Genomic DNA, 25,329 nt, shown 5'->3' on the forward strand with positions numbered 1-25,329 from the left:
CGGCTACTGACGCAACCTTGCGTTGTCGGCGGTGCCTTCTACTTCGACGATGAGGCCCTTGACGATGCGGTACATGTCGAACTCATGGGTTTCGACCGGGGAGCCGTCGCCTGGCGCGCCGAGGAACTCGTCTCGCCGAGTGCCCGTGTCGTAGAGGTGGACGGCCAGCCATTCGCCTTCTTGGACGGCCCGGCGAAGTTCCCATCGGTAGTCCGGAAAGATCGAGAAGGTGTGCTGAACGTCCGCTATGTACTCCGAGCGGGATCGGATGATTCCGTTGACCAGCACCGAGTCCGCAACGAACGTCCCGATCTCATCCCACGCCCGCCGGTTACACGCGTCCAGGTAGTCGCGGTACCGGCGGACGACTTCGTCTCGACTCGACATACCTCGATTCAACTGCTGATCTTGAATTTTGGCGACGTGACCAGGTCGGCCAGTTGGAGGTTGGTGAAGATCGGTTGCGTCAGGGGTGACAGGTCCGGGTCGTCGGTGGCCTTGGCCTGCGCGAGATAGACGACGGTGCCGTCGTCGTGGCGGTAGGCGGCCCATTGGTTGTAGCGGCCGGCTCCGTTGTCCGTCACCACGCCGACCTTCTTGCCGCCGACGTCCACGATGGTGCAGCTACCGGCTCCACCCCAGAACCTCTGCGCCAGCCTGCAGGGGTCAGTCGCTGGTTTGCCGTCGGGCGTGGTCGACTGCACCCGCAGTTCGCCGACCTTGTCGCCTTGCTGCACCGGAATGGCTGCCGAGTACTCCCAGTAGTCCGGCTCGCCGTCATTCGACGCATATTGGCCCTGCGGCCACCTCATCGCACGACCATCGGGGTACCTCAGGTTCGGCGTACCGAACCCTGCCGGTACTACGGACGTCAGGTCGTTCATCAGCGTGACGGCTCGTTCGGCGCGAGGGCCGGCGGTCGCCGTACGGTCCGTCTGACCCTCCGGCCAAGGGTCACCGGTCTTTCGCGTCGTCGTCGGCGCCACGCTGGAGACCGGCGCCTTCGTCGTCCCGCCCACCGTTGTCGGGGTGCCGCCGCCCGCCACCATCTGGTCCGTCGGCCGGTGACCGGTGAAGTTCGCGACCAGCGCCGGGCCTGCTCCGACGCCGACCACCAGCGGTACGACGGCGACTCCTGCCCAGGCCACCCTGCGCCGCTTGCGAGCGCGGCGACCCTGGGCGATCACCGGCGCCGGATCCATCGACGGCGGCGGACTGCTCCGCGTCATGACGTCGTGCAGTGCCTGGTTGAGATCCTCTTCGTTCATCGAATCTTCTCCTCCTCGAGCAGACCCCGCAGCGTGGCCAGCCCACGGGATGCCTGGCTCTTGACAGTTCCGGTAGAGCATTCGAGTAGCGCGGCAGTCTGCTCGACGGAGGCGTCCTCCCAGTACCGCAGTACCAGTACGGCGCGTTGCCTCGGCGGCACCTTCGCGAGCGCCTCCAGCAACACCACCCGGTCGTCGGCATGGCCGATCGGCGGCGCGGGCCGATCGGTCGCCGGAGAGCCGACCGACTCGTGCCGGAACCAGCCGCGGCGCCGCTCGGACAGGAACGTCCGGACGAGCGTCTGCCTGGTGTAGCTGTCCATCGACTCGTGCCGCTGGATCCGGCGCCACGCCAGGTAGATCTTCGTGAAGGTCAGCTGGACCAGGTCCTCCGCCCGATGCCAGTCGCCGCACAGCAGATACGCCGTACCGCGCATTGCATCCGACCGCGCCGCGAAGTACGCCTCGAAGGCGGCGTCCCGATCACTCATCTGTCCTCCGCCGTCCTCGCTACCGGGTTAGACACGCCCGCGGGGGAGAAGTTGGTTGCATCCGCGCGCCGATCGACGAGCTATTGACTGGAAAGGTTCTTTATATATGGTTACTTCTTAAATATATTGAACAGCTGCCCGGAGGCCGCCATGATCCGCCCCAGATCACGTGTCCTGCTCTTCGCCCTCCTAGCCTTGCTGGTTCCCTTCGGTGCTGCGCCCCCGGCGACGGCGGCGGGATCGGTCACCGCGGCGTATGCCCTGACCGGTGAATGGAACGGCAATTTCCAGGCCGCCTACACGATCACCAATGGGACCGCGGCAACCATCAGCACCTGGCGGGTCGAGTTCGACCTTGCGGCCGGGACGAACATCACCAGCTCCTGGGATGCCGTCATCACCCGCACCGGGAATCACATCGTCGCCGGGAACGCGAGCTGGAATGCTCCGTTGGCCGCGGGTCAATCCGCCACCTTCGGGTTCATCGCGAATGGTCCGGCTCGTCCGGCGAACTGCCGGGTCAACGGCGGCCTGTGCGAGGGCGGTGCGGGCGACACGAGTGCGCCGACCGCACCCGGGAACGTCCGGGTCACCGGAACCACCACGAGCACCGTGTCGCTGGCCTGGAACGCATCGACCGACAACATCGGCGTCACTGGGTACGACGTGTATTCGGGCAGCGCGCTGTTGATCAGCACTGCAACAACCACCGGCACAGTCGGCGGACTCAATCCGGGGACCACTTACACGTTCGCCGTACGGGCGCATGACGCTGCCGGGAATTCGTCCCAGCCTGGCAACTCGGTCACCGCGACGACCGTGTCCGGGCCGGCCGGGTCGCTGGTGCCGGTCGCGCCGTACGTCGACATGGGTGCCTGGCCGACACCCTCGCTCACCGAGATGGCCACCGCCGGCAACCTGCATTCCTTCTCCCTGGGATTCATCACCGGGAACGGCTGCAAGGCGAGCTGGTTCGGCGCCTACGATCCCCGGACGGCCTGGGGCAAGGACCAGACCGATGCGATCCGGGCCCGCGGTGGCGACGTCAAGATCTCCTTCGGTGGTGCGGCCGGCAGTGAGCTCGCGCAGGTCTGCCCGACCGCGCAGGCGACCGCGACGGAGTACCAGGCGGTCGTCGACGCCTACCAGTTGCGCTATCTGGACGTGGACATCGAAGGTAGTGCGGTCGCAGATCCGGTCTCGATCCTCCGGCGGTCCCAGGCGCTCTCGATCCTCCAGCAGAACCGGCCGAACCTGAAGATCTCGCTGACGCTGCCGGTGCTGCCCGAGGGCCTCGACGCGAACGGGTTCGCGGTCCTCAAGTCCGCTCGCGACAACGGCATCAACCTCGACCTGGTGAACATCATGGCGATGGACTACAACCGGGCCTCGGGCAACTATGGCGACTTCGCCGTACAGGCTGCGCAGAGCACGTTCAGCCAGATCAAGTCGCTCTGGCCGGCCCTCACCGATGCGCAAGCCTGGCTCAAGGTCGGCGTCACGCCGATGCTCGGCCGCAACGACGACGGCGGCACCTTCAACCAGACCCACTCCACCCAACTGGTGAACTTCGCCCGCACCAAACACCTCGGCATGCTGTCCTTCTGGGAGATGACCCGCGACCGCAACGCCTGCAACGGCTCCCTCACGAACTGCACCAACGTCCCCCAAACCCCCTACCAGTTCAGCCAACTCTTCGCCGCCTACACCGGCTGATCCTCACAACTCGGCTCACCGCTGATTGGGTGACTGCCGTCCCCGGATGGGGCGGGCCGGAGACGGCAGTCGGAGTGGGGTCAGATCTTGCCGGTGCCTGCTCCGCCGGTGACCATCGACTTGACGTTCTCGGCGGCGTCGACCACGTAGGAGTAGGGGATCGCCGCAACGCTGGCCGCGTTACGGGAGACCGGCGTACCGGAGTTCACCAGGTAGTTGTTGAGTAGTTTGACGTTGCCCTCCGGTGAGTCGCCGGTCTGGGCGACGACCGTGTTCGCGACACCGTCGAAGTAGTTCCGCTCGACGTAGACCCCTGCGTTGCAGGTCGAGGCCACGCCGTACCCGCTGTTGCCGCGGTAGTAGTTGTTGAAGACATGCACCGGGTTGGCGAAGCGGACCCGCGGGTGCCGTTGCGTCGTACCGTCGAACCAGTTGGCGTAGTAGGTCACCCGCAGCTTGCCGCGGTCCTCGGCGCCGTTGTCGTCACTGTGGCCGATCAGGCCGACCTTGTCGTGGTTGGAGAACTTGTTCCACGACACGGTGACGTAATCCGATGCACGCTTGATGTCGACAGCACCGTCGTACCCGTGATTGAAGCTGTTGTGATCGATCCAGACCCGGGTCGAGTACTGCACGTTGATCGCGTCGTCGCTCCAGTCGTGGAAGTTGATGTTCCGGATGATCACGTTGCTGACACTCGCGACATTCAGGCCGCCGCCGGTGATCGCGGCACCGCTGCCGACGCCGATGATGGTTTTGTTGGCGGCGACCTTGTTCATCCCGGACAAGGCGATGGTGCCGGAGACCCGGATGACCCGGGCTCCGGAAGCCTGCATGTTGCTGATCAAGGCGGAAGCAGTGGTCACCGTGACGGCAGAAGCACTGCCTCCGCCGGATGTCCCGCCTCCTTGCGTTGCCCAGCCCTGCAAGGCGTAGGTCGACGCTGACGCTTTCGGGAGGAGCTCAGGAGCAGCGACGGCGGAAACGGTCGTAGCGGTCAGCACTGTTGCCATCACCAGGTACGGCAACCGGCGCCGGGCAGGCGTCATCGATGGAAAGAATTGCATCGGAAACCTCCAGTTGGGGCGGAGAATTTAACGGGAAGCGCTTTCCAGGACGAAACCTATAAACGCCCGGCGTGCCGGTCAATAGCTCACCCCCTGTGATTTCGAAGCGCTTCGATCAACCGGGAGGACCGACCCAGCTCTGGTTGCGGGTGCCGACGCAGTCGTAGATCTGCAGCTGGCGGCCGTTGGTGAAGTCGGCCTCGGGGAGATCCAGGCACCGCCCGGAAGCCTGGTTGACGAGTGAACCGAAGTTGCCGCGATGCCACGTCTGATTGCTGCTGCCTGAGCAGGTCGCGACGCGCAGCAAGGTCAGGTTCGCCGTCTGGCCGGACGGCACCTCCAGGCAGACGCCTCCTGTCTTCAGTTCTCCAGAGCTGTCGAGAGTCCACGTCTGGTTGGAGTTCGCCAGGCATGACCACAGCTGAACCTTGCCGCTGGCAACATCCCGGTCGACGCAAAAGCCCTGGCGTGTTGTCGACACGATCGCGCTGGCGGGAGCCGTGCCCTCGGGGGCGGGAGTCCAGGTCGCCCCGATGGGGGAGAAGCTCAGCGACGTGAGGGTGACCGCACCGCCGACGGCGTACAGGTGAAGCCCGAGACTTGTGGGAGAAGAGTTGAAGGCGACGTTGTCGCTCACGACGGTCTTGCCGTCATTGCCGAAGACCTCTAGCTGCCCGCGGTCCACCAGGAGTCTGATCGTGACCTGGTTCGCGATCGGCGGCATCGGTACGCCGTACAGGGACTGCGCCGGAACGCCATAAGCGACAGTGCGATCGCTCGATCCGTCCGGGCGCACGTGCAAGCGGAAGCCGAACTCCGAAGCGGTGGTGCCGGTGAGGTCGAACCGCGCGTTGATCTCGTAGGTGTCGGCCGAGCTGCCGCTGAGCGGATCGGTCGCTGGATCCGTTGTGATCGTGCGCGTTCCCCAGGTCTGCGTCGACGTCCGGAGGGTAGAGATCTCGCTGACCGGATTGCGCGTCAAGCGGATGCCTTCCGGATAGGTCTTGAGGGCGAGCTCGACCGGGAAGGACGCGTTGCCGGTCCAGGTCACGCCGGCGTTGCTCGGTTGCCAGGCCAGTTGGACGATGCGGCCGTTCGGCAGCTGGTTGAACGTCTGCGGTGCGTACCAGGTCGAGGGGGGAAAGGCCGCACCGGAGACTCCCCATTCCATCCGCTGTGGGGTCGCCGAGTCCGCGACGAACAGTCCGTTCGCGTCGAGTGAGCCGGTGACGTACTCGCCGCTGGCATCCTGGAGGACCCATTTCCGGACGTTGGTGTTCCCGTCGACCGGCAGTTGGTAGAGGTCAGGACATTCGACGAACCAGCTGGCCGCGTAGGCGCCGCGATAGGACCAATCGAGCAGGTTCGTCGAGGTGTAGAAGGCGGCGCCGGTCCCGGCCCGGAACGTGACGAGTTCCCAGCGGTTGTGCTGTGGGTCCCATTGAACCTTGGGGTCGCGGCTCTCGACCGGATCGGTGATGACCTTCGCGCCGCCGTTGTACATCTGGAAGGTCTTCGCCCCGTCGGTCGAGTACGCGATGCTGACGCCGTTGGTATTGGTGAACAACAGGATCGGATCGTCGGCCCCGGTCTTCAGCCCGGTCACGTTGTTCACGTCGACCCAGCCCGATCCCGACCAGAGATTGCCGCTGTGCACACCCGGTTCGAGGGAGATCGCTTGCTGCGTCCAATGCACCAGGTCCGTGCTCGTTGCGTGTCCCCAGTGCACCGCGGCGTCCCAGCCGAGCCCGTGCGGATTGTGCTGGAAGAACAGGTGGTACACGCCGCGGTAGTACAGCGGAGCGTTGACGTCGTTCATGAAGCCGTTCTGCGGGCTGAAGTGGAACTGACCACGCAGCGGTTCGGTGTAGTCGGTGGCGGCGTACGGGTACTCCGGATAGTCAGCAGGTGAACCGGCTACGGCGGCCGGCAGCGCCGTGAGACCGGTGAGTGCGAGAACCCAGGCCAGGAACGACGCGACCCGGATCATGGCGTGGCCCGGAATCCGTACGTCGCTCCGCTCAGCGCCTGGAACTCCGCCGTGCTGCCGCAGTCGAGGACCTTGGTGTTGACCGTCGATCCGTCCAGGACGACGGTCCGTACGGCGACGTTGGCGGCCGTGTGATTGGTGGCGACGTAGTTGTTGCTCCCCGACTTCACCAGGACCATCGTCGGGGTCGCTCCGGCGGGCGTGATGTTCGCCGGCGGCACGTCGTACGAGAAGTGATTGCCGACCACGGTGTTGCCGCTGCCGTTCAGTTGCACGAGGCCGAACAGATCGTCGAGCCCGTTGTTGAAGCCGGTCATCGCCGGGAACGACTCGGGGACCCGGAGGAAGTGGTTCGACCCGATCAGGTTGTTGTGGCAGGCGCCTTCGCACTGGATCATCCCGGGATAGAAGGCGTGCAGGCGATTCGCGCTGATGTTGTTGTTCGTGCAGTTCTTCAGGTGCACCGAGCTCTTGCCGCGCGGGAAGATGTTGTTCCCGGAGGTGATCAGGCCGAAATGGTTCTCGGCGAAGATCGAGTAGCCGACATAGCCGGCGCCGATCATGTTGTCGTTGACCATGCTGGCCTGTCCGGAACCGACGAGCTCGATGCAGCTGCCGTTCTCGCAGAGGAAGTTGCCTTGGATGTGCAGCGCGTCGGCGTCGGTGATCACGAGTCCGCGCTGCAGGTAGACCATCCCCAGGCCGCGGATCCGCAGCGAGTCGGTGGCGGTGGCCGACCGGATCCCGATCTTGCCGTTGAGATAGCTGTTCTGGTTCGGCGTGAACGAGATGCCGTCCAGGCAGAAGTCCAGCAGTTCGATCGAACTGAGCCGAGGGTCGCCGCTCCGGCTGATCAGGATGGCCTCGGCATTCCCGTCGGTGTTCTCGACCCGGATCCGGCTGCCGCCGGGCCAGATCTCGTGCCAGCTCGAGGTGTTGCCGGAGTTGTACCGGATGCTCGACGACGTGAACCCGTGCCCGGATCCCTTGAGCTGCAGGTAGCTGATGTCGATCACGATGCGGGTCTTGAGTGAGTAGTCGCCGGGCGGGATGTAGATGACCGCGCCGGGCTTGGAGGCTTGGTTCGGCTGGTTCGTCTTGATGTCGGCGATGATGCTGTTCACGACCGCGCCGATGTCGGTGTAGGCGGTGGTCGACGGGCTGCTGGGGATGGTCCAGGTGGTGACGTCGTAGATCGTCGAGGGCATCGTCTTCTCCTTCGGGGATGCGGGGATGGCTGGATCGTTCAGAGCACGCCGAGGAGCGTGTTGTGCGGTCGAGGCGCCGGGGCCGCGGCGACGGCCGGTGTACTCGGCAGCCGGAGCAAGCCCGCGGCGCTCGCGGCGGCCGCTGCAGCCAGGAAGGCCCGGCGCGAGAGAGGGTTGGAGGAGGGCATGGCGGCTCCTTCTCGAGAGGTGCCAAAAGGTTTTGGCAGAGCTGAATTGATCCGAAGGTAGGACGGTCGCCAGGCGGCGGCAAGGTCGTCGTGGCTGCCAAAAGTTTTGGCAGCTGTTTGGCGGAAGTTTGGCGTTGACCGCGTGGCCCCGGCGGGCAAACACTTCTGCCAAGACGTTTTGCCAAAACGTTTAATCACAAGCTTGGGAACGGAGTCGGAGTATGAAGCTTCGTAGTACGGGCGGTCGTCTCCGGACCGCGATGGCCGGTATCGCCGTGGCGACGAGTGTGGCCCTGGCCATGGCCGGTTGCGGTGCCGGTGGTAGCCCGGAAGGTGCCGCCGGCAAGCTCACCGTCCTGGTGGAAGGTGGCGGCAAGGCCGAGCTCCAGCCGATCGCCGATCTCTATCAGAAGGAGACCGGCACGACAGTCGAACTCGTCGAACTGCCCTACGACGGTCTCTACGACCGGATCCAGACCGAGCTCGGTGCGGGCAAGACGTCCTTCGACGTCGCGGCGCTCGACGCCATCTGGCTGAGCGCCTTCTCGGCCGGCGTCGCGCCGCTCGACGATCTGTTCACCGACGACGTGAAACGCGATCTGTTCCCGGGCCTGGTGACCGAGGCACAGGTCGGCGGATCGTACGTCGGGATGCCGGTCTGGACGAACTCCGAGATTCTTTACTACCGCACCGACCTGTTCGGCGACCCGAAGGAGAAGGCTGCCTTCCAAACGAAGTACGGGTATCCGCTGGTGCCGCCGACCACCTGGAAGCAGTACAAGGACGTGGCCGAGTTCTTCACCCGGGACACGAACGGCGACGGCCAGACCGATCTGTACGGCACCGATGTGAAGGGTGCGGTGGAGACGGAATGGCTGGCCACGGTCTCGCAGACCGGCGAGAAGACGATGGTTCTCGATCCGAAGAGCGGCGACGTCACCATCGACGACGCCGATCACCTGGCAGCGTTGAACTTCTACACCAGTTTGTTGCCTTCGGCCCCACCAGGTGCCGCGCAGCTCGACTGGGCCGGTGCGCAGAACCTTTTCTACCAGGGGAAGCTCGCGATGATGCGCTTCTGGGGACACGCCTACACCCAGACTCCGGCCAACGCAGCGGTCAAGGGCAAGATCGGTGTCGCGCCGATGATCGCGGGGCCGGGCGGCGTCGCCGGCGTACCAGGTGCCTGGTACCTCTCGGTGCCCAAGGCAACCAGCAAACAGGCCGAGGCGAAGAAGTTCATCACCTTCGCTTACGCACACAACGATCTCTCGATCAAGACGTCATTGGGCTTGGTGGCAAGGATCTCGGCCTTCGAATCGCAGGCCGGTGTCGCCGGGCACGAGAACTACCCGGCCATCCTCACGACACTGAAGTCTCCCGCGACGGTCGCGCGGCCGGCCACCCCGAAGTGGCAGCAGATCGTGACCTCGGTACTGACACCGATGCTGCAGAAGGCGGTCGCCAAGGGTGCGGACAACGCGGCCCTACTGAAACAGGCGAAGGCTCAGATCCAGGCGATCGTCAAGTAGACCGGACACTCTCGTGCGCCTTACCGACCGCCGCTTCGCGCTCGCACTGATCGCGCCGGCCGCACTTTTCCTGGCCGCGTTCGTGGCGTGGCCACTGCTCAGATTCGTCACGAACGCGTTCTACGAGATCTCGCCGATGGCCGGCGGCCCGCGGAGTTTCGTGGGATTCGACAACTTCGCGACCGCGTTCGGTTCGCCGGCCTTCCAGGGAGCCGCCCTGCGGACGATCGTCTACATGGTTATCGTGGTCGCGCTCGAGTTCACCTTCGGGCTTGCCGTGGCGCTGGTCTTCGCGGCGATCGGCAATCGGTCGGCAGTGTTCCGGACCGTGTTCATGTATCCGCTGATGGTCGCCCCGGTGGTAGCCGGCCTGCTGTGGCGATTCCTGCTCATCGACAACTTCGGCATCCTCAACGAGCTCCTGCGCCGGGTCGGACTTTTGCACAGCACGGACCAGATCGCCTGGCTGAGCAATCCGGACATCGCCTTGTTCTCGGTGGCGCTGCCGGACATCTGGCTGACGACTTCGTTCATCACGCTCGTCCTGTTCGCGGGACTGCAGAACGTGCCGGGTGACGTCATCGAGGCCGCCCGGATCGACGGCGTACGGTTCCCGACGCTGCTGTTCCGGATCATCCTGCCGCTGCTGCGACCGGTGATCGCGGTGGCGCTGATCGTCCGCGGCATCGATGCGGCCCGCGCGTTCGACATCATCCTGATCCAGACCAACGGCGGGCCACAGGACAGTACGACGACGTTGAGCCTGCTGATCTACCGCACGATGACGCGCAACGGCGATCCCGGTCTGGCCAGCGCGATGGGCACCGTCTATCTGATCGGGATGCTCGTGGTCGCCACGATCGCGATCTTCGCCATCTGGCGGCCCGGGGGTGATCAGGCATGAACGGCCTCGAGACCCGTCGCCGGCCGGCGCGCATCATCCTGTGGGGCGCGCTGATCGCCGTACTGGTGCTGTACGGATTCCCCTTCGTCTACCTGCTGCTGACGTCGTTCAAGACGCCGCTCGACGCGATCGCCGTACCGCCCCAGGTGTTGCCATCGCAGTGGACGCTCGACAACTACGTCGCAGCGCTCAGCAAGGAAGGCGTCGTACCGGCCCTGATCAACAGTGTCGCAACAGCGGTGCTCAGTACGGCGTTCTCGCTCGCTCTCGGGGTGCCGGCGGCGTACGCGATCACCCGCTTCCGGACGCCGAGCGGGCGCATCTTCGTGGTCGCGGCACTGATCACCCGGATGGTGCCGACGATCGCGGTCGGGGCGCCGCTGGTCGAGACGATGCGGCGGCTCGGCATCTCCGACACCACGATCGGGCTGGCGATCGCCCACACCACGATCTCGCTGCCGCTGTCGATCTGGCTGATGTCCAGCTTCTTCGAGGCGGTCCCGGGCGAGCTCGAAGAAGCCGCGAAGGTCGACGGCAGCGGCCGGCTCCAGGCGTTCCGGTACGTCGTACTGCCGGTCGTCTCCGGTGGCCTGGCGGTCACCGCCATCTTCGCCTTCCTCGCGTCCTGGAACGAGTTCCTGTTCGCGCTGCTGCTCACGTCGGTGCGGGCCCAGACCACACCGATCGTGATCGCCAACTTCCAGACCCAGTTCGGCCTCGACTGGGGCGGGATGACCGCGCTCTCGGCGGTCTACTCGGTCCCCGTCATCCTGCTCACCCTCGCACTCCAGCGGCACATCGTCGCCGGCCTGACCCTCGGCGCCGTCAAGGGCTGACACCACTCGACCACCGGAGAAAAGATATGGAATTCTGGCAACCCAACAGCCCGCTCGGCGGCCTGGCGCACGTGAAGTCCGGCCGATCGCGCCGCGAGTCGAGCTGGGACCGCACCGGCGGCAACCGTGACTTCGCGGTCGTCCCCGCGGGCGAGACCTTCGTGATCGCCGACATCAGCGGGGCAGGACGGATCGAGCACATCTGGCTGACCACGCGGTGCTACTCGGAGAAGTACCTGCGCAAGCTCGTCATCGAGATGTTCTGGGACGGCGAGCAGAACCCGAGCGTCCGCGCGCCGCTCGGCGACTTCTTCGGTGTCGGGCACGCGGTCGCGAAGCATTACATCTCCCTTCCGCTGAATGCCGTGTTCGGTCCGCGGCGGGGTCCCAAGGGTCCGTTCGCGGCCGCGATGAACAGCTACTTCCCGATGCCGTTCGGCAGCCACGCGAAGATCCAGATCCGCAACGAGAGCGATCAGCCGATCGAGAACCTCTTCTACTACGTCGACTACGAGCTCAGCGACCAGCCGATCCCGGACGACGTGGCTCGCTTCCATGCGTATTACCGGCAGGAGAAGCCGACAACCGCCGTACGGCACAGCTCTGGTCTGGAGAACCCGGCACCGTGGGACCTGCCGGGGACGAACCTGACCGGTGACGACAACTATGTGATCCTCGATGCGATCGGCACCGGGCACTACGTTGGCTGCGTGCTGAGCATCGACAACTTCGACGCCTCCAACCAGGTGTTCACCTGGCCTGGGGAGGGCGACGACATGTTCTTCATCGACGGGGAGGTCTGGCCGCCGTCCTTGCACGGGACCGGCACGGAGGACTACTTCGGCGCCGCCTGGGGATTCCCCAGTGGGGAGTATGCCGGTCCGTACCACGGCATCACGCTCGGTGCGAGCCCGCAGGAACACTTCGGTTTGTGGAGTATGTTCCGCTGGCACATCGAGGACCCGGTCCGGTTCGCGAAGAGCCTGCGGGTGTCGATCGAGCACGGACATGCCAACGATCAGGGCAACGACTACTCGAGCGTCGCCTACTGGTACCAGTTGGGCGAGCATGCCCCGCATGCCGAGCTGCCACCGGTCGAGGAGCGGCTACCGCGACGCTGGCCGGAGCACGGCCTCTGGGACGAGTGAGGTCGAACCGATGAGCGGGGCAGACGAGGAAGCGGTCACGCCGAAGGTGGGCATCCGGGATGTCGCGCGCGCGGCGGGGGTGTCCGTCACGACGGTCTCGCATGTGCTGAACGAGACTCCGCACACGCGAACGAGTGAGGCGACCCGGGACCGGGTGCGATCGGTCGCCCGGACCCTGGGGTACACCCCGAACCGGCTTGCCCGCGGGCTGCGAACCCGCGCGTCGGACATGATCGGGCTGCTCACCGAGGAGATCGCGACCACCCCGCACGCCGGCCGGATCATCCTCGGCGCGCAGGAGGAGGCGAGCCGGCACAACCTCACGCTCGCGATCATCAACTCGCATCTCGACGCCGGCGCGGACGCCCGCCGCGCCGACGCGAGGGCGCTGATCGAACGTCAGGTGGACGGCATCATCTACGCCACCGTCTTCCACCACGAGGTGTCGGTACCGCGCGAGTTGCGCGCGGTACCGGCGGTGCTGATAGGAGCCCTCGACCGGCAGGGCGTCGTACCGGCCGTGCTACCGGACGAGGCCAATGGGGCGGCCGATCTCGTCGCCCTGTTGGTCGACGCCGGTCATCGGCGGATCGCGTTCGCAGACTCGAGCATCGAGGTTCCGGCGACCCAAGGCCGGCTGGCCGGGTACCTCCGGGGTCTCGAGCAGGCAGGGATCCCGCGGGACGACCGGCTGATCGCCTCGGGGGTTTCGGAGGCCGGCGGCGGGTACACGACCAGCCTCGAGTTGCTTGATCGTGCGGATCGGCCGACGGCGATCTTCTGTTACAACGACCGGATGGCGATGGGCGCCTACCGGGCGGCTCAGGAGCTCGGGCTGCGAATTCCCGATGACGTGTCGATCGTCGGCTTCGACGACCAGGCGCCGATCGCGGCCAGTGTCTACCCGGCGCTCACCACCGTCGCCCTGCCGCACTACGAGATGGGCGCCTGGGCGGTGGCCACCTTGACCCGGCTCATCCAGAGCAGCAGCACCTCGTGGTACCGATCGACGCACCCGACCTTGCTGCCCTGCCCGGTCGTCGTTCGTGAGTCTGTTGCCCAGAACAACCATTGACACCACCGGAAGGCCGGCATGCGTCCGCGATATTACTTCACCCCCGCAGCTTCTCGAGATCGATGGCCGGCACGTCCACGACTTTCCGCGCTCCGGCACGACTAGCGGTTCGTTTAGCATACGTATGATGTTTGCACCAAGGCCACGATTCATCGAAGGAGTTCGGCCGAATGAGAGTGCGACTGGGCCGGGCCTTCCGCCCGCGTCTGCATCCTGCCGGAAGGCCCGCAAACGATCCCCTACATCGCCTGAATCATCTTCCTGGCGCAGTACAAGGTTCATCTGCGGACTCTGGCGGTCTGAGTTCCGGTAAATCACCGGCCGGGAACGGTCGGGGATGGCACCATCGGGGCATGCGAGTGCTGATTTTCGAGGGTGATCGGACGGTACTGCGTCCGCTGTTCCGGGAGGCGGACGATTCCGATCGGGCGATCGACGGGTATCTGCAGGCCGGCGAGGTGTTCGTCGCCGAGGACCGCGGCGAGCTTGTCGGCGAGCTGCAGTTGGTGGGTGGCGAAAGCGGCGAGGTAGAGCTGAAGAGTCTGGCGGTCGCCGGCGACCGTCGAGGTGGTGGCGTCGGCAGTGCCCTGGTGGCGGCAGCGGTCGAGCGGTGCCGGGAGCAAGGGATTCGGAGGATGATCGTTTCGACTGCCGCGGCGGACACCCGCAACCTGCGGTTCTACCAGCTGCAGGGTTTCCGGATGCTGCGGGTCGAGCGTGATGCCTTCGGCCCGGACCAGGGGTACGCCGAAGGCATCGTGATCGACGGCATACCGCTCAGAGACAGAATCTGGCTCGACCGAGAACTCTGACAGCCGCCGGTGTCAGAGTTCCCGGGCAGCGGCCCGGAGGTGGTTAGGCTTCAGGTATGGGAAGCAGCGTGTATGTCGCGTCGGTGGAGGGGTACACCGGGAAGTCGACGGTTGCGTTGGGGGTGTTGCAGCAGCTGTCGCGGCGGGTCGAGCGGGTGTCGGTGTTCCGCCCGATCGTGCGGCCGGACGGTGCCTTGTTCGGTGGGCGCGACTACGTGCTGGATCTGCTCATCTCGCAGGACGCCGTTTCACTGACGTACGACGAGTGCGTGGGTGTCACGTACGACGAGGTGCACAAGGACCCCGATGCCGCGCTGGACCGGATCGTGCAGCGGTATCGCGATGTTGCCGAGCGTGGTGACCCGGTGCTCATCCTGGGAAGCGACTACACCGACGTGGGTACGCCGACGGAGTTCTCCTACAACGCGAGGATCGCTGCCAATCTGGGTGCGCCGGTGCTGCTGGTGCTGAACGGTGCCGGGCGTAGTCCGGAAGACCTGGGGACCTTGGCCGACATGGCGGCGGCCGAGTTGGCGGCGAATCACGGTTCTCTGCTGGGGATCATTGCCAACCGGGTCGCCCCGGACGAGCTTGAGTCTGCCGTGGCGGCGATGGCGGGTCCCGGCGTACCGGCGTACGGGATCCCGGAGGAGCCGTTGCTGAGTGCACCTACCGTGACCGATCTGATGGGTGCGGTCGACGGCCGGCTGCTCAGGGGGGACGCCGGGCTGTTGTCCCGTGAGGTCACTGGTTTGGTGGTTGCCGCGATGACGATGCCCAATGTGCTCGACCGGCTGGTCGAGGGCGCTGCGGTGATCACCGCGGCGGATCGTCCCGAGGTGGTGGTCGGCGTCCTGATGGCGCATGCATCGCAGAGTTTCCCGCAGGTGTCGGCGATCTTCCTCAACGGCGGCTTCGCGCTGCCGGAGCAGATTCTCCGGCTGATCGAGGGGGTCGGGAGCACGATGCCGTTGATCGAGACCGGGCTCGGGACGCATGCGACCTCGACGGCGGTGACCGCCGTCCGGGGCCGGTTGACGAAGGACTCGCCGCGCAAGGTGGACATGGCGCTCGCGTTGTTCGACCGGCACGTCGACGGCGTGACGTTGCTGGACCGGCTCGAGGTGGCGCGCAGTGCGGTGGTGACACCGTTGATGTTCGAGCACCAACTGGTCGACGAGGCGGTTGCCCATCGCAAGCACATCGTGCTGCCGGAGGGGGAGGAGGAGCGGATCCTGCGCGCGGCGGACGTCGTACTGCGGCGTGGTGTCGCGCAGCTGACGTTGCTGGGTGACCCGGTGGTGATCAGCGCCAAGGCGGCTGCGCTCGGCGTCGACATCTCGTCGGCGCGCGTCCTCAGCCCGGACGACGAGGAGTTGGGGGAGCGGTTCGCCCAGGAGTACCACCGGTTGCGGCAGCATCGCGGCGTCGACCTGGACAAGGCTCGCGAGGTGGTCCGGGACGTTTCGTACTTCGGCACGATGATGGTGCAGCTGGGGCTGGCCGACGGGATGGTGTCGGGTGCGGTGCACACCACCGCGCACACGATCCGGCCGGCGCTGGAGGTCGTGAAGACGCTGCCCGGTGTGTCCGTCGTGTCCTCGGTGTTCTTCATGTGCTTGGAGAACCAGGTTCTGGTGTACGGCGACTGCGCGGTGAACCCGGATCCGTCGGCCGAGCAGCTGGCCGACATCGCGATCTCGTCGGCGGCGACCGCGGCGGCGTTCGGGGTTGAGCCGCGGGTCGCGATGCTGTCCTACTCGACCGGGACCTCCGGCACCGGGACCGATGTCGAAAAGGTGTCGAGGGCAACGAATCTGGTCCGCGAGCGGGCACCACAGGTGCCGGTCGAGGGGCCGATCCAGTACGACGCGGCGATCGACAGCGCGGTGGCGCGGACGAAGCTGCCGGACTCGGAGGTGGCCGGCCGGGCTACCGTGTTCATCTTCCCGGACCTGAACACCGGCAACAACACCTACAAGGCAGTGCAGCGTTCGGCGAATGCGGTGGCGGTCGGGCCGGTGCTGCAGGGGCTACGGAAGCCGGTGAACGACCTGTCCCGGGGAGCCACTGTGCGCGACATCATCAACACCGTGGCGATCACCGCAGTACAGGCTCAGAAGGGCGAGCTGTGAGTAGCCGCGTTCTGGTGATCAATGCGGGGTCGTCGTCGCTGAAGTACAGCCTGATCGACGGAATCTCCGGTGAGGCGGCCGCTTCGGGTCTGGTCGAGCGAATCGGGGAGCCGTCCGGTCAGCAGGTCCACCGCGGTCCACAGGGCGAAGTACGGACGAGTCTCGAGATCGCTACGCACGAGGACGCGCTCCGAGCAGTGCTGAACGCCTTCTCGTCTCACGGCCCGTCCTTCGACGGGGTCGTTGCCATCGGCCACCGAGTTGTCCACGGTGGATCCCGGTTCGGCGACCCCGTTCTGATCGACGACGAGATGGTTGCCGCGGTCACCGAACTCGTGCCGCTGGCGCCACTGCACAACCCGGCGAACCTCGAAGGTATCCGGGTGGCTCGGCGGCTCTTTCCGCAGCTCCCGCAGGTTGCGGTCTTCGACACGGCCTTCCATCAAACCCTTCCTCCGGAGGCCTACACGTATGCGGTCGCGCTGGACTGGCGTGACGATCATGGCGTCCGCCGGTACGGTTTTCACGGTACGTCGCACGCCTTCGTCTCCGCGGAGGCGGCGCGCCTGCTCGGTCGCTCTAGCGGCGAGGTGAACCTGATCGTGCTGCACCTGGGCAACGGTTGCTCGGCGACAGCGGTGCGGGGTGGAGTCTCGGTCGACACCTCGATGGGGATGACTCCGTTGGAAGGTTTGGTGATGGGCACCAGGTCCGGTGATCTGGACCCGGCGATCCATGCCTATCTGGTCCGCGAACTCGGCTGGAGCCTCGAGGACGTCGACCACGCGCTCAACCATTCCTCCGGCCTGAAAGGACTCGCCGGGCAGAACGACTTCCGCGAACTGGACGCCCGCCGCGCAGCCGGTGATCCACACGCGCAACTGGCTTTCGACATCTACTGCTACCGGATCAAGAAGTACGTCGGCGCGTACTACGCCACCCTCGGCACCGTCGACGCGATCGTCTTCACAGCCGGCGTCGGCCAGAACTCCGCACCCGTCCGATCCGCCTCCCTGACAGGTCTCGAACGCCTCGGCATCAACCTCGACGCCGACCGCAATCTTGCCGGCGCCCTCACCATCTCCACCGACGACAGCCCCGTCGCCGTACTAGTCATCCCCACCAACGAGGAATGGCAAATCGCCCGCGAAACCCTCGCCCTTCTGCATGAGAACAAGCCGTGCCTACTGGGTGTCGCGGAAGGCGGTTAGGCCTTTTTGCCAGGTGGGGTCGAGGTTTGCGGTGGGTGGGAAGCGTTGGTTGAGTTCGAGGATCACCATGCCGTGGGCGAAGGCCCAGAAGGCTCGGGCTTGGTCCAGGTCGCCGTGGGTGGCGTCGAGGAGGGCTTTGGCGGCGGCTGCTTCGACGCCGGGGGTGAGGCGGTCGCGGGGGAGAGGCCGTTCAGTCATCAGGCGGTAGAGGTGCGGTTGCTTGTGCGCGAACTGCCGGTACGCCGTGGCGAGAGCGGCCAGCGGGTCGTCGCTCGCTGCTACTGCGTTGTCGAAGAGGTCGGCCTGTTCCTCGAATCCCAGTGAGATCAAGGCTGCCTCCAACGTTTGCTTGTCGCGGAGGTGCTCGTACAGCGATGCGGCCCGTATCCCGACCAGGCTGCCGATGCGACGCATCGAGAGCGCCTCAGGGCCCTCGCGGTCCAGTAGTTCGCGGGCAACCCGGACGATCTCCTGTGCTCGCGGCGTGAGCCGGCTGAGCGTGGCCGAGGCGATCGGTCCATGGCGCAACGCCGGTCCTGCGCGCATGGGTGAAACCCCTTTCCAGCGGCACCCTAACAGCGTTAGGGTACCCCGGAACGGTGCGGCACCCAGCGGACAGAGGAGACAAGCGAATGCCGGACATTGCGCCCGATGCGTTGACTGCATCGGTACCGCGGTTCCTGGTCGAGATCATCGCGTGGGTCGCGGCACCCTGGGCGCTGGCGCCGCATTCCGTCTGGCTCGCGGTGCTGGCCGATGTCTTCTTGATCGGCCTGCCCACCATCTTCGGCATGCCGGGCGCGAAGAAGCAGAAGAACCCGGTCGCTCTGTCGGCCCGGCCGGCCATCGCACTGGAGTTGCTGCAGCCGGTCGCCGCGTGCGTCGCCGCTTTCGCCGCATGGCCGCGCATACCGGCGTACCTGGTGGTCCTGCTGGCACTCACCGCCTGCATCCTCCAGTTCCGCCGCTGGAGCTGGATGCTCTCCCACTGACCTGAGCAAAAGGACGGCGTACGTACTGACTGGGGAAGGACACATGTCCGAAGCGGAAACGGTGGAGACGCCGAAGGCCTATGGCTTGGAACGCATGCTCTTCTTCTCCGATGCGGTCATCGCCATCATGCTCACGCTGCTGGCCATCGAACTGCCGGTGCCCGAGGCCGCCGATCCGTCGCACCTGTGGGCGGCGCTGAGCGAGCACGGCGCGCACTACCTGGCCTTCATCGTCTCGTTCGCGGTGATTGCGCCTGCCTGGATCGCGCATCACCTGTTCTTCACCTACGTCAGCCATAGCGATGCGCCGCTCATCACGCTGAACCTTCTCGTCCTGTTCGGCTACGTGTTGATTCCGTGGGCGAGCAAGACGCTCGGCGACGTGCCGAACAGTGTGGGTGTGATCGTGCTCTCGGCCGCTATGACCTTCCTGAGCGGCGCCATGTATCTGCTGGTGCGCCATACCGTCCGTGCCGGACTCGTCCACGCGACGGCGCCGCGTGTGGTGATCAGTGGCATCCGGGCGTGGACCGCCGGAACAACGATTCTCTTCTTGTTCTCGATGCCGATCGCACTCCTCATCGGCCGGTGGACGATGCTTGTCTGGGCCGTGGGCTATCTGGCCCTGCGCGGCTTCGTCGAGTACCAGAACCGCAGATCGCTGGCATCAGCGCGCTGACCAGCTGAGTCGGGCAGGTCGTAGACTCAGGCGCGTCTTGTGCGATGGGCAAGGGGGTGTGGGGCGCTGGAGTCGTTGCACCAGTTCGATTTTCGGATCCTCGGGCCGCTGTCGGTGACGTGTGGTGGCGAGGAGTTGCTGCTGGGTGGACCGAAGCAGCGTGGGCTGCTGGCGGCCTTGCTGCTGAACTCGAACCGGCGGGTCGCGCTGGAACGGCTGGCCGACCTGCTCTGGGACGAGCCGCCGCAATCGGCGACCGCGAACCTTCGTACCTACGCGTCCGGCCTGCGCCGGGTGATCGGTGATCGCCTGCTGGCAAGGGACGGCGGCTACGAGCTGGTCATCGGTCCAGGTGAGTCGGACGTCGAACGGTTCAGCGAACTGGTGTCGCGCGGCCGGGCGGAGCTGGCTGCCGGAGATCAGTCGGCGGCAGACAGCCGACTGCGCGAGGCACTCGACCAGTGGCGCGGCCGATGTGGTGAGGACCTGCCCGGCGATATCCCGCTGGCGCGACACCTGGGCCTGCTCGACGAACAGCGCCTGCTTGTTCTGGAGGACAGCCTGCTGCTGCGCCTGGAGCTCGCTGACCTGGGCCAGACGGTGACCCAAGTGCGGGTGCTGCTGACCGATCACCCCACCCGCGAGCGGTTGTGGGCGGTGCTCATGACCGCGCTGTACCGCAGCGGTGATGTCGCCGGATCATTAGCCGCCTACCGGGCGGCAACCGATGCGCTGGACCGGGAACTAGGCATGCGGCCAGGCCAGGAGCTTCGTGACCTGCAGCAGGCGATCCTGGCCCGGGACCCTGCCTTGGAAGCAGGCGTCAGAACTTCCGGTACGCCGGTGCCCGAGGTTCCGCGACAGCTGCCGCGGGACAGCCGGGTGATGGTCGGCCGCGATGACGAGTTGGCCGCGATCATCGCGGTGTGCTCCGGTGCAGCCCGGGATCCGGCACAGCCGAGGGTGGTGTCGATCGACGGGCAGGCAGGCGTTGGCAAGTCCGCGCTCGCGTTGCGGGCCGCGCATCTGCTCACCGCCAGACATCCCGACGGACAGCTGTACGTCGACCTCCGCGGAACCACGACCGGACTTGAACCAGTGTCCAGCGTGCACGCGCTCGCCGGACTCCTCCGTGCGTTGGGCGACCCGCATCAGACCAGCCTGGACGAGCACGAACTCGCCGCTCGGTTCCGCACCATCACAGCTGATCGCGCCCTCCTGCTAGTACTCGACAATGCCAGTCACACCCAACAGGTGTTGCCACTGCTTCCGGCTAGCGGGAACTGCACCGCCCTGGTGACCAGCAGACGTCGACTCACGACGCTGGACGCTTCTCTGTGTCTCTCGCTGGACGTGCTGTCTCCGGCAGCGGCCCGCACCACACTGACGGAGTACGGCCCACCCGGTGAGCAGGACGAGAGTGCGGTCGCCGATGTGGCGGAGCTCTGCGGACGGCTGCCACTCGCTCTTCGCATTGCGGCGGCTCGCCGTGCCTCACGCCCGGACTGGTCATTCGGCGAGCTGGCCCGGCAGCTTGCTGACGACCGCCGCCGGCTGGACGAGCTGAGCACCGATGACGTCAGCGTCCGGGCGGCATTCGCGGCGACCTTCGACGCATTGCGCTTCGGTGACAAGCCCGGCGAATCCACGGCCGCCGAGATCTTCCGGCTGATGGGTGCGCTGCCGCTGCCGTCGTACGGCGAGGAGGTGCTGGCCTCACTCGCCGATGTCACCCAGGCAGAGCTCAAGTTGGCGCTTTGCCGGCTAGTCGACCTGCATGCGGTCGAGCCTCGGGCGGGGCGATTCGTGCTGCACGATCTCCTGAGGTTGTTCGCTGCTGAACTCGCTGAGCACGAGCTGACCGAGCATGAACGCGAGGCTGCCCTGAAGCGTGTCTTCAGCTACTGCGCCGAGGCCTCGCGACAGGCGCGCGAGCAGCTCCGGCCGGTACGACGTGATCTTCCTCTGGTGCTGTCGATTGCCAAGCAGGCAACGCGTCCCCAGTGCGACACGATCCACCAGGCGGCGGTCTGGTTCGAGTCCGAGCGCGAGGCGCTCCGGGCGATGGTGCGGATCGCCGATCGCGGGCCGGCCGCGCTCTACCGGCCGACCACGGTCATCGTCGACGCGCTCTCGGTCGACCTGGAACGTGACCAGCGGTTGCCTGAGGCAATCGAACTCAACGAGACGCTGGCCCGCATCGCCGAGCGGAACGGCGACACCGTCGAGGCGGCCGACTGCTGGCGTTATCTGGCCAGCTGCCATCAGCGACTCGGCAACCGGACGCTTGCCCGCGAGTACGTCGCGCGTGGTATCGAGCTGGCCCGGAAGGCGGGGGAGACCGCCAGGCTCGTGTCGGCACTCAACACGTTGGCCATCTTCAGCACCGAGAGCGGTGACTTCGATGCTGCCGAGTCTCTGGTGACGGAAGCGCTGGATCTGGTCGGCGATAGCGACGAGGTTGCCCTCGGAATCCTCCTGAACACCCAGGGGATGAATGCGCGCTGGGCCGGCGACAACGCGAAGGCAGTCGAGCATCTGCTGGCGAGTCTGGGCATTCGGAAGCGGGTCGGAGACCGTGTCGGGCAGGCCTACACGCAGTACCAGCTAGGGCGGGCGTATCTGGCCGCAGACCAGTTGGAGGAAGCCTTGCTGCACCTGGATGCCTTGGTGGAACTGACCGTCGATCTGTCCGCCAGGGATCTCGAGAGGGAAGGCCGGATCGCCCGGATGCAGGTCTTCAATCGTCTCGGCCGCGTTGTCGAGGCCAAGGACGATCTGGCGAGGGCACTGGAACTGTGCGAGGTAGTGGGGCAGCTGACTGCCCGATCCCAGGTGCTCGTTGCCGCTGCGGATCCTGCCGCCGACCCGGAGCGCGACACGGCATTGGCCACCAGCTGACGAGTGCCGGCCTTGGGTGGCGAGGCGTTGCAGGCCGGCGATGTCCCGGGGTGACGCGTGCCACCCCGGGACGGCGTACGGTCAGCAGCTCCCGACGTGCTGCCAGGCACCGCAGCTGATGGTCGCGCACTCGACGTTCCGGTAGCACGTCCGCCGGAACTTGACGTGGTCGAGGCACTTGTAGTCGTAGTAGGTCACGGGACAGGCCGAGGCCTCTGCCTGGGGCACGATCCGCGCCAGCGCCTGGTCCGCAACAGCCCTGATTCTGGTGAGCATGCGAGTCCTTCCTGGGTCAGCCGGTCGGGTCGACCGGATTGACGGTGACGCTAGGCGCGCGGCGTACAGATCGGGATCGATGGTGCATACAGGCGCTGTCATCGGCCGAGTTGGCGCAGGACGACGCCGAGCACCCGGTCGCCGGCGTAGTAGCCGGCCGTCCGCGAGTCGATGCTGTTGGCCGAGTTGTCTCCGAGCAGGATCAGCTGCCCGGGCGGAACGGTCTGCTGTCGCACGCTGCGGACGACCTCGGATGGCACCTCCTCCCCGGGCAGGGCCGCGATCCGCTTCACCACCCATCGACGGTCGCCGACAGCGCCGTACGGAGGTGACGTTGCCGGGGATGCGGTCACGACGACGACATCCCCCTGCCGAAGCCGGTCGGCCGACGTCCGGCGTACCAGCAGTCTGTCTCCGGGCCGGTACGCCGGTTGCATGCTGGTGCCGTCGACGGTGACGACGACGTAGCGGGCGCGCATCCAGCACAGGATCGCCCCCGACAACACGGCCGTGGCGAGGAACGGCCGGATCACTGGGCCAGCTCCTCCAACTGGTAGCCAGACGCCTGCTTGCGGAAGAGGCCGGCGTACACGCCGCTGCGGGCGAGCAGGGCGTGATGGCTGCCTTGCTCGACGACGCGGCCATCGGACAAGGTGATGATCAGGTCCGCTTCCCGGAGCGCGCCGAGCCGGTGTGAGATGAGGACGCTGGTGCGGCCTCGGCGGAGAGCGCGGAGACGGTGGTGCAGGTCGTGCTCGGCGTCGGCGTCCAGACCGGAACTCGGCTCGTCGAGAATCATCAGATCGCGGTCCTCGCGCAGCATCGCCCGGGCGGTGGCGAGCTTCTGCCATTGGCCACCCGACAGGAACGCGCCGGTCCCGGCCGGCTCATCGCCCTCGTCGGACTCATCGGACTCATCGCTCTCGTCGGTCTCGTCGGTCTCGTCGGTGAAGTTGCGGCTGAGCAAGGTCCGGTAGCCCTTGCCCAGCGCGCGAACCGTCGCGTCGACACCGGCGTTGCGACCCGCGGCCTCGATCCGTTCCAGGTCGTCGATCGCGCCCAGGTCGCCGAGACCGATGTTCTCGGCCGCGGTCAGGTCGTAGCACATGAAGTCCTGGAAAACCGCTCCGATGCGCACTCGCAAATCGGCGACGGGGACGTCCCGAAGATCCACCCCATCCCAGAGGATCGCGCCACGGGTCGGGTCGTACAGACGGCAGAGCAGCTTGACCAGCGTGCTCTTGCCCGCGCCGTTGTGTCCGACGAGGCCGACCGCGGAGCCCGCGGGGATTGTCAGGTCAACCCCTGCCAGCACCCAGGGCAGGTCGTCGCCGTAGCGGAACCAGACGTTCCGGAACTCGATCCCATGCCGTAGTACCGGCAAGGCTCTGGGCTGGGCCGGCTCGAGGATGTCCGGCTCGGTCCGTTCGACCTCGCGGAAATGCTCGAAGACCAGCAGATCGTGATTGAGCTCGGCAACCGCCATCACCGCACCGCTGATCCCGCTCTGCAACGCGGCCACCGCGGCGACCACCATGGTGAGGTCACCGGCCGTGAGGCTGCCGCCGACCGCTGTGAACGCCGCCCAGACGAGGCCCGCGCCGCTGACGAGTGCTGCCAGCAGCGCGAGGCCGGTCTGGGTGGCGAAGTCACGGCGGTCGACGCCGCGACGCAGTACGTCGGCGGACCGTCGCTCCGCCAGCATCCGATCACCGAAGAACCCGGCCAAGCCGAACAGCCGGATCTCCTTGGCTGCCTGGATCTGGGTGAGCAGACTGCTGTAGAAGATCTCCCGTCGTTCCAGCGGACTGGTGTTCCACAGCAGTGCCGCGCGCCGCCGGCTCATCGCGAGCTGGGCGAGTACGGCCGGCACCGCCGCCAGTACGACGACGGCGGTGACCAGCGGACTCAGGGTGAGCATCGACGTCACGAAGCCGCCGACCACGACCACCGCTTTTCCGGCGCTCAGCAGTTCGCTGAGGAGCTGGCATGGTGTGCTGGATCCCGGTGAATCGGCGACCCGGAGCCGGTTCAGAAACTCGGGATCCTCGAACCGCCGCAGGCCCTGCAGCCCGGCGACGGCATCGAACAGACGGCGCCGGGCAACGAGCCCGGCGCGCCGGCCGAGCTCGTTGCCGAGGTAATTGTCGACGGGCGTAAGGACACCGACCAGCAATGCACTGAGGGCGAGCAACAGAACTGGCGGCGCAACGAGGGAGACGGTCGGATCGGGCCCGGTCAGGCGATCCAGCGTGTACTTCGTGCACCACGCGGCGGCAAGCGGTGCGATGCCCTGGACGACCGTGACGAGGGCCCGGCCGATCACCAGGTGCGGCGCCGCCTGCCAGGTGAGATACACAGCCGAACGGGTGGCGGCGAATCTGCTCACCGCGCGGTCACCAGCGGCAATCCGTCGACGGTCGTGTCGGCGGCAAGGACCCGGCCGTCCTCGTCGAGCAGGAACACGGCCGGATAGCCGTACGCCGACAGCGCCTCGACCACGCTGTCACGTTCACTGGCTCGTGCCACCCGAGCCACGGCCGCGAGATCATCGGTTGCGTCTTCGGCGGTGCCGTCGACGATCACGGCAAGCACGCGCTCGCGATCCAGCCCGGCGGCGTACGCGACGAACCGCGGACGCGCGGCCTCGCAGGGCGGACAGCCGGGGGAGAAGTACCCGACCAGGGACCGGCCACCGCGCAGGTCGCGCTCCGAGACGATCTGGCCGTCGATCGTCTTGGTGGTGAACGGACGGATCGCGTTCCCCTGGATCAGCGGTTCGGGTGGCGGCTGTTGATTCATTGTTCGCAAACGCCGGACGATGGCGAGTGTGAGCAGGAGATTGAGCATGCCCAGGACAGCGAGGAGAACGACGGCGGCGGTCAGATACGGCATCGGAA

General features: G+C 66.4%; 24 protein-coding genes. 12 read left to right on the forward strand and 12 right to left on the reverse strand.

The genetic code is table 11. The features are described from left to right. Positions 1–3 precede the first annotated feature (3 nt). Genes ABZ004_RS08905 through ABZ004_RS08915 form a run of 3 tightly spaced genes read right to left on the reverse strand, consistent with a single transcriptional unit; the run spans position 4 to position 1,759 of the window. Positions 4–387, reverse strand: a complete 384-nt coding sequence (locus ABZ004_RS08905) for an ester cyclase (RefSeq protein WP_355679209.1) — start codon at positions 385–387, stop codon at positions 4–6. Between the two features lie 8 nt (positions 388–395). Next, positions 396–1,268, reverse strand: a complete 873-nt coding sequence (locus ABZ004_RS08910; RefSeq protein WP_355679210.1) for a hypothetical protein — start codon at positions 1,266–1,268, stop codon at positions 396–398. Next, the gene (locus ABZ004_RS08915) at positions 1,265–1,759 is read right to left on the reverse strand and encodes a SigE family RNA polymerase sigma factor (protein WP_355679211.1); all 495 of its coding nucleotides are present in this window, start codon (positions 1,757–1,759) and stop codon (positions 1,265–1,267) included. The genes ABZ004_RS08910 and ABZ004_RS08915 overlap by 4 nt, the downstream gene beginning before the upstream one ends. Positions 1,760–1,909: 150 nt before the next feature. Here ABZ004_RS08915 and ABZ004_RS08920 point away from each other — a divergent pair, with 150 nt between their 5' ends. Beyond that, positions 1,910–3,475 (forward strand): cellulose binding domain-containing protein, encoded by a 1,566-nt coding sequence (locus ABZ004_RS08920; RefSeq protein WP_355679212.1) that lies wholly within the window; start codon positions 1,910–1,912, stop codon positions 3,473–3,475. 80 nt (positions 3,476–3,555) lie between these two features. On the opposite strand, the gene ABZ004_RS08925 is transcribed toward ABZ004_RS08920, so the two are convergent. The 4 genes from ABZ004_RS08925 to ABZ004_RS08940 all read right to left on the reverse strand — a co-directional run bounded on the left by ABZ004_RS08925 (position 3,556) and on the right by ABZ004_RS08940 (position 7,928). Next, positions 3,556–4,542 carry a right-handed parallel beta-helix repeat-containing protein gene (locus ABZ004_RS08925; RefSeq protein WP_355679213.1) on the reverse strand — a complete coding sequence of 329 codons (987 nt, stop codon included), beginning with the start codon at positions 4,540–4,542 and terminating at the stop codon, positions 3,556–3,558. 115 nt (positions 4,543–4,657) lie between these two features. Beyond that, positions 4,658–6,532 carry a ricin-type beta-trefoil lectin domain protein gene (locus ABZ004_RS08930; protein ID WP_355679214.1) on the reverse strand — a complete coding sequence of 625 codons (1,875 nt, stop codon included), beginning with the start codon at positions 6,530–6,532 and terminating at the stop codon, positions 4,658–4,660. Continuing rightward, positions 6,529–7,740: a NosD domain-containing protein gene (locus ABZ004_RS08935; protein ID WP_355679215.1), complete on the reverse strand. Its 1,212-nt coding sequence runs from the start codon at positions 7,738–7,740 to the stop codon at positions 6,529–6,531. The genes ABZ004_RS08930 and ABZ004_RS08935 overlap by 4 nt, the downstream gene beginning before the upstream one ends. 38 nt (positions 7,741–7,778) lie before the next feature. Then, the gene (locus ABZ004_RS08940; protein WP_355679216.1) at positions 7,779–7,928 is read right to left on the reverse strand and encodes a hypothetical protein; all 150 of its coding nucleotides are present in this window, start codon (positions 7,926–7,928) and stop codon (positions 7,779–7,781) included. A gap of 221 nt (positions 7,929–8,149) precedes the next feature. Between ABZ004_RS08940 and ABZ004_RS08945 the strand changes: the two genes are divergently transcribed. The 8 genes from ABZ004_RS08945 (at position 8,150) to ABZ004_RS08980 (ending at position 17,581) form a co-directional block, all read left to right on the forward strand. Continuing rightward, positions 8,150–9,460: an extracellular solute-binding protein gene (locus ABZ004_RS08945; protein ID WP_355679217.1), complete on the forward strand. Its 1,311-nt coding sequence runs from the start codon at positions 8,150–8,152 to the stop codon at positions 9,458–9,460. Between the two features lie 13 nt (positions 9,461–9,473). Continuing rightward, entirely contained in the window at positions 9,474–10,364 is an 891-nt protein-coding gene (locus tag ABZ004_RS08950) for a sugar ABC transporter permease (protein WP_355679218.1), read from the forward strand. Beyond that, positions 10,361–11,200, forward strand: a complete 840-nt coding sequence (locus ABZ004_RS08955) for a carbohydrate ABC transporter permease (protein WP_355679219.1) — start codon at positions 10,361–10,363, stop codon at positions 11,198–11,200. Before ABZ004_RS08950 ends, ABZ004_RS08955 begins: the two co-directional genes overlap by 4 nt. Before the next feature lie 26 nt (positions 11,201–11,226). Next, positions 11,227–12,348 (forward strand): glycoside hydrolase family 172 protein, encoded by a 1,122-nt coding sequence (locus ABZ004_RS08960; RefSeq protein WP_355679220.1) that lies wholly within the window; start codon positions 11,227–11,229, stop codon positions 12,346–12,348. Between the two features lie 10 nt (positions 12,349–12,358). After that, positions 12,359–13,423 (forward strand): LacI family DNA-binding transcriptional regulator, encoded by a 1,065-nt coding sequence (locus ABZ004_RS08965; protein WP_355679221.1) that lies wholly within the window; start codon positions 12,359–12,361, stop codon positions 13,421–13,423. 353 nt (positions 13,424–13,776) lie between these two features. Beyond that, complete coding sequence (locus ABZ004_RS08970) at positions 13,777–14,235, forward strand: GNAT family N-acetyltransferase (RefSeq protein ID WP_355679222.1); 459 nt, start codon at positions 13,777–13,779, stop codon at positions 14,233–14,235. Between the two features lie 56 nt (positions 14,236–14,291). Beyond that, on the forward strand, positions 14,292–16,370 hold the full coding sequence (pta, locus tag ABZ004_RS08975) for a phosphate acetyltransferase (RefSeq protein ID WP_355679223.1): 2,079 nt from the start codon (positions 14,292–14,294) through the stop codon (positions 16,368–16,370). Further along, complete coding sequence (locus ABZ004_RS08980) at positions 16,367–17,581, forward strand: acetate kinase (RefSeq protein ID WP_355679224.1); 1,215 nt, start codon at positions 16,367–16,369, stop codon at positions 17,579–17,581. The genes pta and ABZ004_RS08980 overlap by 4 nt, the downstream gene beginning before the upstream one ends. On the opposite strand, the gene ABZ004_RS08985 is transcribed toward ABZ004_RS08980, so the two are convergent. After that, positions 17,555–18,127, reverse strand: coding sequence for a TetR/AcrR family transcriptional regulator (locus ABZ004_RS08985; protein WP_355679225.1), 573 nt, complete (start codon positions 18,125–18,127; stop codon positions 17,555–17,557). The genes ABZ004_RS08980 and ABZ004_RS08985 overlap by 27 nt on opposite strands. Before the next feature lie 86 nt (positions 18,128–18,213). Here ABZ004_RS08985 and ABZ004_RS08990 point away from each other — a divergent pair, with 86 nt between their 5' ends. From ABZ004_RS08990 to ABZ004_RS09000, 3 genes are read left to right on the forward strand one after another with little or no spacing between them, the layout of a single operon-like run. Beyond that, entirely contained in the window at positions 18,214–18,573 is a 360-nt protein-coding gene (locus ABZ004_RS08990) for a hypothetical protein (protein WP_355679226.1), read from the forward strand. A gap of 43 nt (positions 18,574–18,616) precedes the next feature. Further along, the gene (locus ABZ004_RS08995) at positions 18,617–19,252 is read left to right on the forward strand and encodes a TMEM175 family protein (protein ID WP_355679227.1); all 636 of its coding nucleotides are present in this window, start codon (positions 18,617–18,619) and stop codon (positions 19,250–19,252) included. 39 nt (positions 19,253–19,291) lie between these two features. Beyond that, positions 19,292–22,153: a BTAD domain-containing putative transcriptional regulator gene (locus ABZ004_RS09000; RefSeq protein WP_355679228.1), complete on the forward strand. Its 2,862-nt coding sequence runs from the start codon at positions 19,292–19,294 to the stop codon at positions 22,151–22,153. Positions 22,154–22,234: 81 nt separating this feature from the next. On the opposite strand, the gene ABZ004_RS09005 is transcribed toward ABZ004_RS09000, so the two are convergent. The 4 genes from ABZ004_RS09005 to ABZ004_RS09020 form a co-directional block, all read right to left on the reverse strand. Next, entirely contained in the window at positions 22,235–22,429 is a 195-nt protein-coding gene (locus tag ABZ004_RS09005) for a hypothetical protein (protein WP_355679229.1), read from the reverse strand. Between the two features lie 98 nt (positions 22,430–22,527). Further along, positions 22,528–22,962: a S26 family signal peptidase gene (locus ABZ004_RS09010; RefSeq protein WP_355679230.1), complete on the reverse strand. Its 435-nt coding sequence runs from the start codon at positions 22,960–22,962 to the stop codon at positions 22,528–22,530. Next, on the reverse strand, positions 22,959–24,818 hold the full coding sequence (locus tag ABZ004_RS09015) for an ABC transporter ATP-binding protein (protein ID WP_355679231.1): 1,860 nt from the start codon (positions 24,816–24,818) through the stop codon (positions 22,959–22,961). The genes ABZ004_RS09010 and ABZ004_RS09015 overlap by 4 nt, the downstream gene beginning before the upstream one ends. Continuing rightward, positions 24,815–25,324, reverse strand: a complete 510-nt coding sequence (locus ABZ004_RS09020; protein WP_355679232.1) for a hypothetical protein — start codon at positions 25,322–25,324, stop codon at positions 24,815–24,817. Before ABZ004_RS09020 ends, ABZ004_RS09015 begins: the two co-directional genes overlap by 4 nt. Between the last annotated feature and the right edge of the window lie 5 nt (positions 25,325–25,329).

Source organism: Kribbella sp. NPDC006257 (genome assembly GCF_040613535.1).
Lineage (GTDB): Bacteria > Actinomycetota > Actinomycetes > Propionibacteriales > Kribbellaceae > Kribbella.

Bases quoted from the DNA above. Each gene is read 5' to 3' on its own strand.
- ABZ004_RS08925 (WP_355679213.1), bottom strand. From the start codon at position 4,542: ATGCAATTCTTTCCATCGATGACGCCTGCCCGGCGCCGGTTGCCGTAC.
- ABZ004_RS08915 (WP_355679211.1), bottom strand. From the start codon at position 1,759: ATGAGTGATCGGGACGCCGCCTTCGAGGCGTACTTCGCGGCGCGGTCG.
- ABZ004_RS09020 (WP_355679232.1), bottom strand. From the start codon at position 25,324: ATGCCGTATCTGACCGCCGCCGTCGTTCTCCTCGCTGTCCTGGGCATG.
- ABZ004_RS09005 (WP_355679229.1), bottom strand. From the start codon at position 22,429: ATGCTCACCAGAATCAGGGCTGTTGCGGACCAGGCGCTGGCGCGGATC.
- ABZ004_RS08935 (WP_355679215.1), bottom strand. From the start codon at position 7,740: ATGCCCTCGACGATCTACGACGTCACCACCTGGACCATCCCCAGCAGC.
- ABZ004_RS08905 (WP_355679209.1), bottom strand. From the start codon at position 387: ATGTCGAGTCGAGACGAAGTCGTCCGCCGGTACCGCGACTACCTGGAC.
- ABZ004_RS08945 (WP_355679217.1), top strand. From the start codon at position 8,150: ATGAAGCTTCGTAGTACGGGCGGTCGTCTCCGGACCGCGATGGCCGGT.
- ABZ004_RS08990 (WP_355679226.1), top strand. From the start codon at position 18,214: ATGCCGGACATTGCGCCCGATGCGTTGACTGCATCGGTACCGCGGTTC.
- ABZ004_RS08910 (WP_355679210.1), bottom strand. From the start codon at position 1,268: ATGAACGAAGAGGATCTCAACCAGGCACTGCACGACGTCATGACGCGG.
- pta (WP_355679223.1), top strand. From the start codon at position 14,292: ATGGGAAGCAGCGTGTATGTCGCGTCGGTGGAGGGGTACACCGGGAAG.
- ABZ004_RS08970 (WP_355679222.1), top strand. From the start codon at position 13,777: ATGCGAGTGCTGATTTTCGAGGGTGATCGGACGGTACTGCGTCCGCTG.
- ABZ004_RS08920 (WP_355679212.1), top strand. From the start codon at position 1,910: ATGATCCGCCCCAGATCACGTGTCCTGCTCTTCGCCCTCCTAGCCTTG.
- ABZ004_RS08985 (WP_355679225.1), bottom strand. From the start codon at position 18,127: ATGCGCGCAGGACCGGCGTTGCGCCATGGACCGATCGCCTCGGCCACG.
- ABZ004_RS08965 (WP_355679221.1), top strand. From the start codon at position 12,359: ATGAGCGGGGCAGACGAGGAAGCGGTCACGCCGAAGGTGGGCATCCGG.
- ABZ004_RS08960 (WP_355679220.1), top strand. From the start codon at position 11,227: ATGGAATTCTGGCAACCCAACAGCCCGCTCGGCGGCCTGGCGCACGTG.
- ABZ004_RS08955 (WP_355679219.1), top strand. From the start codon at position 10,361: ATGAACGGCCTCGAGACCCGTCGCCGGCCGGCGCGCATCATCCTGTGG.
- ABZ004_RS08995 (WP_355679227.1), top strand. From the start codon at position 18,617: ATGTCCGAAGCGGAAACGGTGGAGACGCCGAAGGCCTATGGCTTGGAA.
- ABZ004_RS08940 (WP_355679216.1), bottom strand. From the start codon at position 7,928: ATGCCCTCCTCCAACCCTCTCTCGCGCCGGGCCTTCCTGGCTGCAGCG.
- ABZ004_RS08930 (WP_355679214.1), bottom strand. From the start codon at position 6,532: ATGATCCGGGTCGCGTCGTTCCTGGCCTGGGTTCTCGCACTCACCGGT.